General features: G+C 34.6%; 3 protein-coding genes and 1 pseudogene. 3 read left to right on the plus strand and 1 reads right to left on the minus strand.

All coding sequences use genetic code 11. The features are described from left to right. The first annotated feature begins 628 nt into the window (after positions 1-628). The 3 genes from mobC to HMPREF2658_RS00545 are packed head-to-tail and all read left to right on the plus strand — an operon-like array spanning position 629 to position 2518. A complete protein-coding gene (gene mobC / locus HMPREF2658_RS00535) occupies positions 629-1012 on the plus strand; it encodes a plasmid mobilization protein (protein ID WP_000003344.1) in 384 nt (127 codons plus the stop codon). Further along, positions 994-2001 carry a relaxase/mobilization nuclease domain-containing protein gene (locus HMPREF2658_RS00540; protein ID WP_031862749.1) on the plus strand — a complete coding sequence of 336 codons (1008 nt, stop codon included), beginning with the start codon at positions 994-996 and terminating at the stop codon, positions 1999-2001. Before mobC ends, HMPREF2658_RS00540 begins: the two co-directional genes overlap by 19 nt. A gap of 40 nt (positions 2002-2041) precedes the next feature. Beyond that, positions 2042-2518, plus strand: a complete 477-nt coding sequence (locus tag HMPREF2658_RS00545; RefSeq protein ID WP_000683603.1) for a hypothetical protein — start codon at positions 2042-2044, stop codon at positions 2516-2518. A gap of 315 nt (positions 2519-2833) precedes the next feature. Here HMPREF2658_RS00545 and HMPREF2658_RS14765 read toward each other — a convergent pair. Further along, a pseudogene (locus HMPREF2658_RS14765) lies at positions 2834-3023 on the minus strand (hypothetical protein); the annotation flags it as partial.

Raw genomic sequence — 3023 nt, forward strand, 5'->3', positions numbered from 1 at the left:
CTTTTGCCATATATATATTGCATTTATAATGTAACAAATCTATATTAATTATGCAATACCCTCGTCATTATAAAGTTAAAATGAGATTACCTTGAAAATTAAAACGTATTATAAACGTAAGTATTTAGGGTGTTTATAAACTAATGTTTGATTATGGGTAAAATATATAATTTATTTGTTTGCTTCAAGTATTTTTTGTATTCTTTATAAGAATATGGGGTGTCTAATTTTTTCATCAATGTATACTGCAGGAACTTCCTCGCTATATATCATTGTTTTTTCTTACTTAACCTTATTTCTGAAATCAAATTTATATTTTTTGAAATATTAAACATTTCAGTAATTAGTATTCTTGTAAGGATTATTTTTACCGATATCAAGAAAAAAAGCTAAACATCTTTAAATACATTTATATTAATAGTGGCTAGCAATTAGCCACTATTTTTTCGCCAGAAAAAATCCTAAGGGGCTTGGGGAATATCCCCAACAAGCAGGCGATGCTACCACGTTAGTGGCTAGCAAAGCCAATGCTTGCCAAACCACTATAACGACTTGATTAAATTTACTTTATCCTATAAAGTAAATTTATATTAAGGAGTTATCTTTCGTAGAAAGCGTGGTGGGATGTATGAGCGAACAAAACATATTTGTGGCTAGCGATACGGTTAATGGGCAAATTCATAAACCCAACCGTAAAGCGCCAAAACAAATTAGTTTTCGTGTGAGCGAATCCGAATATTTAAAGTTGAAACAATCGGCTGAAACTTTAAATATGAGTGTGCCTGCTTTCGTTAAGAAAAAGGCACAAGGCACTCGATTAGTTGTACCTAAATTAGATAAAACTACACGACAATCTCTAGCTAGTGATTTAGGTAAATTAGGTTCAAATGCCAATCAAATTGCCAAATATTGTAACCAACATCAATATGACGCACCAAATTACGAAGCATTAGAACGTAATATCAGCGAATTACGTGAAAGGCTGGATGACATATGGCAACAACTAAACTAAGCGCAACCAAATCAACATCTCGTGCTATTAATTACGCTGAAAAACGCGCTGTTGAGAAAAGTGGCTTAAACTGTGATGTAGATTATGCTAAATCGAGTTTCAAAGCGTCTCGTGAGCTTTACGGTAAAACAGATGGCAACCAAGGTCATGTCATTATACAAGCCTTTAAACCTGATGAAGTTACACCTGAACAATGTAATCAGCTAGGTTTAGAACTCGCTGAAAAATTTGCACCGAATCATCAAGTCGCTGTCTATACACACAATGATACGGATCATGTACATAATCATATTGTGATTAATAGTATTAATCTTGAAACAGGTAAGAAATTCAACAACAATAAACAAGCATTACGTGACTTAAGAAATTTCAATGACGAAGTTTGTCGCAATCATGGTTTAAGCGTACCAGAGAAAGATACAGCACGCTTACGTTATACCCAAACTGAAAAAGCCATTGCGGATCCAAACATAAAATCAACAGCACAGTATTCATGGAAAGATGAAATTCGAGAAGCTATCGACCAATCACAAGCAACGAATATGGACGAATTAAAAACGCATTTAAGTCAATATGGCATTGAAATTGAACGTGTCACACCAAAAAGCATTACGTATCGACACCTAGCTGAAGATAAAAAAGTACGGGGGCGTCGATTAGGCGAAAATTACAATAAAGGGGGCATAGAAGATGGCTTTGAAAGACAAATACAACGACGACAACAAGAACGAGACTCAGAACACGACTACCAACCGAAACGACGAACTTCGAATCGTGATGAATCAACTGAAAGAGATACAAGCATCACTCAATCAGATTGGGATCGATTCGCCAAGGATACAAATGAATTGGAGCGTAGCCGAAAAGCTGCAGAATCAGCAAGACTTGCTCATGAAAAGGCTCGAAGAGATCGAGAAGAGAGAATTCAAGCGGAACGAGCGACACGAAAAAATATTGACAACGATCGAGACCACGGCTACGAACTTTGATCAAGCGACAAAGACTAATGAAAAACGATTTATTAGCGCAATGAAACACTATATTCAACGCATTGATAGTGATAATTTAAAACAAGATTTCAAAACAGCCATGCAAGAAGAACTAAAAGATATTAAATCGGAAACAGAAAATATGGTTAAACAATTTCAAGTGAGTCAGATAGAATTACAAACATCCAATAATGAATACGCGAAAACCATTGAAGCACGCTTAAACAAAAATGAAACCGCGATAAAGCAGTATGATCAAGCAGTGAATAAGTTAACGAAAGGATTAACTTCTATGTTTTTCATCGTTGCTTTAGTAATGGTCGCATGTTTAGTTTTAAGTCCGTTAAGCGATGTATTAGGTGTTCATTATTTTTATGAATGGATTAATCATGTACTCAAAACAGGTCATTCAGCATGGCGTTATTTTATCGTTATCCTTTATTTAATCCCTTATATCTTATTGTGGTTGCTTATACGTGGCATTTTAAGCGCATATAAGCGCGTTAGTTCATTTTGAATAGGTAGAGAATCATATCAACGTATAGAAGTCCTACATGAAGCTGAAAATGGATTTTAAAAGCATTTAAATAATAATGACTATTTAAATCCATCGTTATGAGAAGCGTATTAAAGATTAGATATCGCTATTATGCCGAGAAAATTTATTGATCGTTGAGAAGTCCCCTTAACTAAACTGTTTCGACGAATGTCGGGTATAGCGTGAGCTATTAACCCGATGAGTCGACAGTTTTTGGGTTTGTTAAGGGGACAGAGGCTCAATGTCAATAAAGCAATTGGAATAATACATCAATGAGTAACGACTTAATTGATTTTATAAATAAAAAAGCAACCACTTTTGTGGTTGCTTTCCTTTTTGTCTCTTGAATTTGTGAGGGGAAAATTGCCCCGAACTTTTTAATATCTTTTTATAAATCTTTTTAAAACCCTTTTTAGGGGGTGTTTGAACCTTAGAGGGACAATGCATTTGAGATTTTAAAGGCAACTTTTTGTAACCATAAAGG

The sequence above is a fragment of the Staphylococcus sp. HMSC062H10 genome (genome assembly GCF_001836945.1).
Taxonomy (GTDB): domain Bacteria; phylum Bacillota; class Bacilli; order Staphylococcales; family Staphylococcaceae; genus Staphylococcus; species Staphylococcus aureus.

Excerpts from the sequence above, each read along its gene's own strand:
- mobC (WP_000003344.1), top strand. The coding sequence starts at position 629 with ATGAGCGAACAAAACATATTTGTGGCTAGCGATACGGTTAATGGGCAA.
- HMPREF2658_RS00545 (WP_000683603.1), top strand. The coding sequence starts at position 2,042 with ATGAAACACTATATTCAACGCATTGATAGTGATAATTTAAAACAAGAT.
- HMPREF2658_RS00540 (WP_031862749.1), top strand. The coding sequence starts at position 994 with ATGGCAACAACTAAACTAAGCGCAACCAAATCAACATCTCGTGCTATT.